This window comes from candidate division KSB1 bacterium (assembly GCA_022562085.1).
Lineage (GTDB): Bacteria > Zhuqueibacterota > Zhuqueibacteria > Oceanimicrobiales > Oceanimicrobiaceae > Oceanimicrobium.
In genome coordinates this window covers 1-3,310 of sequence record JADFPY010000431.1, presented here as the reverse complement: position 1 = coordinate 3,310, position 3,310 = coordinate 1, and the positions used below count along the sequence as shown (strand labels likewise).

Sequence of the window (3,310 nt, the reverse complement as noted above, 5' to 3'; positions counted from 1 at the left end):
AAGTAACCCGGCGCATAGACATGCGCATAGTCAAGTTTTTGACGCTCAACAAAACGGGTGCTCATTTTTGTGGGTAGATTTTCAAATCAGGACACTAACTGTTTTTTCTTGCTTTGTGAATTGTCGCATTGTATCTTAAAGTTGCGGTTTACCGGCTGAGCCCAGGGGGGCGCAAAAAGGGAGACTAATTATGAATGTTCAACCGAATCAACAGCGCGGTCACAGGAAAGCGGTTGTAAATTATGAAACGATTTATAGGAAACATCAAAAAACATTTAAACGAGCGGGACTTTGGTCCATCGTCTTTCTGATTCTTTTCTTTTTTGCCCTTGATAATGCGATTACTCACTGGTTAACCGTCGGCAAGTTTGACATAAAAGTGTTACTGTTTCTAGGACTTGTTATTGTCTGCATACTCGGCCTAATCGATAGGCTGCCAACGATGGTGAAGGCACACATGGCTTCACGAGAACACAATATTGTGATGGTTCTAACCTGTAAAAAAATTCTTTCTTCCTATCGCGAGCGACTAGCAAGCATTGGATATGATATCGTATCTTTAGACAGGTTGAGCGAACAAGGAATCGCACCTCAGAAATTTGAGCGAATCATTCGTGATGTTTTGGCTGCAAGAAACAACAAAAAACCGCAGCCTAAAGTCACTGCACAAAATCCTCCTGCAAAGAGAAGTCCCGTTTCTGAGCCTCATGCTGAGAAATCTTTGGAAAGTCAAAAAGACTCGATTCTGCTTTTTCTAAGGGAAAGAGAGCATGAGATCAAGACCCGGGTGAGAAAAGGTACCCTTAGCAAACCGGAAGCTAATGTACTTATTGAGTCAGCCCGTCGTGAGGCCAAAAAGAAATTACATGAATTGGGAATCTCTGAAGTTTGAAAAGATAACGACTTGCGTTGTGCATCAAAAGAAACCTAAAGACAAATGACTATTCTCCGATAAAACTATTTGATAGATTAAACGAATATTTAAGTTCATGAAAAACAAATACGACATTATCGTAATCGGCAGCGGTCCCGGGGGTGAGGGCGCTGCCATGCAGGCTTCGAAAGCCGGTAAAAGCGTAGTCGTTATCGACAGTCTGCCGGAAGTTGGCGGCAATTGCACCCATAAAGGCACCATTCCCAGCAAGGCGCTGCGTCACGCGGTTCAGTTGCTGGCGGATACCGGTAAATTTCGCGACTCTAATTATCTCAAACTGCTGAAATCAGCCGATTCTGTGGTTCGGCAGCAGGTTAATCTGCGCCGCAGCTTTTACGAACGTAATCAAGTCGATATTATTCATGGGCACGCAAACTTCATTAATGACCATACCATAGAAGTCACGCTGCCGGGTGTGTTGAAAGAAAAATATACCGCCGATGCTTTTATTATCGCGACCGGTTCCAGACCCCGGCAGCCGGAAGGAATCGATTTTTCTCATTCACGCCTTTTAGACAGTGATTCGATTTTAAATCTTAAAAAGAATCCGAAGTCAATTACCATCTTCGGCGCCGGAATCGTGGGGTGTGAGTACGCCTCAATTTTCCGGGGACTGCGCATCAAGGTAAATTTAGTCAATACCCGCAGCCAGCTGTTATCTTTTCTCGATGATGAAATTGTTGATGCACTGAGCTATCATTTGCGGGAGCAGGGCGTGCTCATTCGGCATAACGAAGAATATGAGAGAATTGAAGCGGATGATCGTGGTGTGACACTCTTTCTAAAATCCAACAAGCAAATATACAGTGACGTCCTTCTCTGGGCACAAGGCAGAACCGGGAATTCATCTAATATGGGGTTGGAATCCCTCGGGATTGATCATGATAAGCGGGGCTCAATTATTGTTAATAAAAGTTACCAGACCACCCAGTCTCATATTTACGCTGTTGGCGATGTGGTCGGTTATCCTAATCTTGCCAGCGCCGCTTACGACCAGGGCCGTTTTGCTGCTACCCACCTGGTTTATGGAGAATGCGAACACTCACTTGTGGAGCATATTCCCACCGGTATTTATACGATCCCGGAAATCAGCTCCGTTGGTTTAACCGAACGGGAGCTCACTGCCCAAAAAATTCCCTATGAAGTCGGACATGCTTCTTTCCGGCATTTGGCCCGGGCACAAATTACCGGACGAACGATTGGCATGCTGAAAATTCTTTTTCACCGCGAGACCTTGAAGATTCTCGGCATCCACTGTTTTGGTAACCATGCTTCAGAAATTGTGCACATCGGCCAGGCGATCATGACCCAGAAAGGTAAAGCTAACACCCTCATGTACTTCATGAACACGACTTTTAATTATCCCACCATGGCGGAAGCCTACCGGGTTGCTGCGCTCAACGGGCTCAACCGCGTTAACGCGCGTCCTAAACGTGAAGAGAAAAAAATTACCGTAGCCGATCGCGGTAATGTAGTTCCCCTGAAAAAAGTTAAAACTGCCTAAAGCCACCAGTCGGGCTCACACTTCAACTTTTCCCTTGTTTGGGCTTTTCTATTTCGTTTAATTCCTTACAATTTCCGATTTTTCTCCGGCCAAAATTTCTTTCATTTTTTAAGGGGAACGGTTTTGGGACAATGGATTGGCAAAACAATTCTCCACTATAAAATCCTCGACAAGCTGGGCGACGGCAGCATGGGCGTCGTCTACAAAGAGGAACGTGCGCGATTCAAAATCGAGGCGCAAGCTGCCGCGGCACTAAATCACCCGAATATCGCCACGATTTACGCCATCGAAGAGGTGGATGACGAGATGTTTATCGTCATGGAATATATCGAAGGCAAGGAATTGAAGGAAATCGCAGGGGCACAAAATTTTGTGCCCCTGCCGGAGGTTCTGGATTATGCCACCCAAATCGCCGAAGGGCTAAATATTCTTCTTAGTAAGTGCTGACCATTAATTCGAATCATTGTAAAGTTTCCTTTTGGAAAAAAATAAACCCCGGCTGGTGCGTCGGGGGAATGAAAGGAGAATGAATTAAGTGTCATAGCCAGCAAAAGCGGCCCCTAAGATGTCAATACTTGTAATCGACTCTGACGGTAACCGGATGCAGGGCATCGAGGATTTTTTCTAACAGCTTTGCCCGGCTAATCGGCTTAACCAGGTAACCCTGGATCTGATTGCCTATTTTCCCTTTGATTTCATGGGTCTCAGCAATCGCGGTACACACGACAATCGGGATCTGGTCGAACTCGGGTCTGCCGCGCACGACGCTTAGGAACTCAACACCGGTTAAGCAGGGCATCATCAGGTCCAGCAGAATCAGGTTGGGTACTTGCTTGCCTTGTATGATAATCCTGAGTGCTTCCAGGCCGTCT

The 3,310-nt window shown here is 45.9% G+C and carries 4 protein-coding genes; 3 read left to right on the top strand and 1 reads right to left on the bottom strand.

What is annotated here, in order from left to right; genetic code table 11:
- Window positions 1–190 precede the first annotated feature (190 nt).
- From IH879_21800 to IH879_21790, 3 genes are all read left to right on the top strand, one after another.
- Window positions 191–892 (top strand): hypothetical protein, encoded by a 702-nt coding sequence (locus tag IH879_21800; GenBank protein ID MCH7677560.1) that lies wholly within the window; start codon window positions 191–193, stop codon window positions 890–892.
- Between the two features lie 97 nt (window positions 893–989).
- Window positions 990–2,438 (top strand): Si-specific NAD(P)(+) transhydrogenase, encoded by a 1,449-nt coding sequence (sthA, locus tag IH879_21795; protein MCH7677559.1) that lies wholly within the window; start codon window positions 990–992, stop codon window positions 2,436–2,438.
- 189 nt (window positions 2,439–2,627) lie between these two features.
- Complete coding sequence (locus IH879_21790) at window positions 2,628–2,885, top strand: protein kinase (GenBank protein ID MCH7677558.1); 258 nt, start codon at window positions 2,628–2,630, stop codon at window positions 2,883–2,885.
- A gap of 121 nt (window positions 2,886–3,006) precedes the next feature.
- Here the strand turns inward: IH879_21790 and IH879_21785 are convergent.
- Window positions 3,007–3,310 (bottom strand): response regulator (locus IH879_21785; protein ID MCH7677557.1); only part of this gene is annotated, 304 nt, incomplete at its 5' end.

What these genes read in the sequence shown, in the direction of transcription:
- sthA (MCH7677559.1), top strand. Translation starts at nt 990, where the DNA reads ATGAAAAACAAATACGACATTATCGTAATCGGCAGCGGTCCCGGGGGT.
- IH879_21790 (MCH7677558.1), top strand. Translation starts at nt 2,628, where the DNA reads ATGGGCGTCGTCTACAAAGAGGAACGTGCGCGATTCAAAATCGAGGCG.
- IH879_21800 (MCH7677560.1), top strand. Translation starts at nt 191, where the DNA reads ATGAATGTTCAACCGAATCAACAGCGCGGTCACAGGAAAGCGGTTGTA.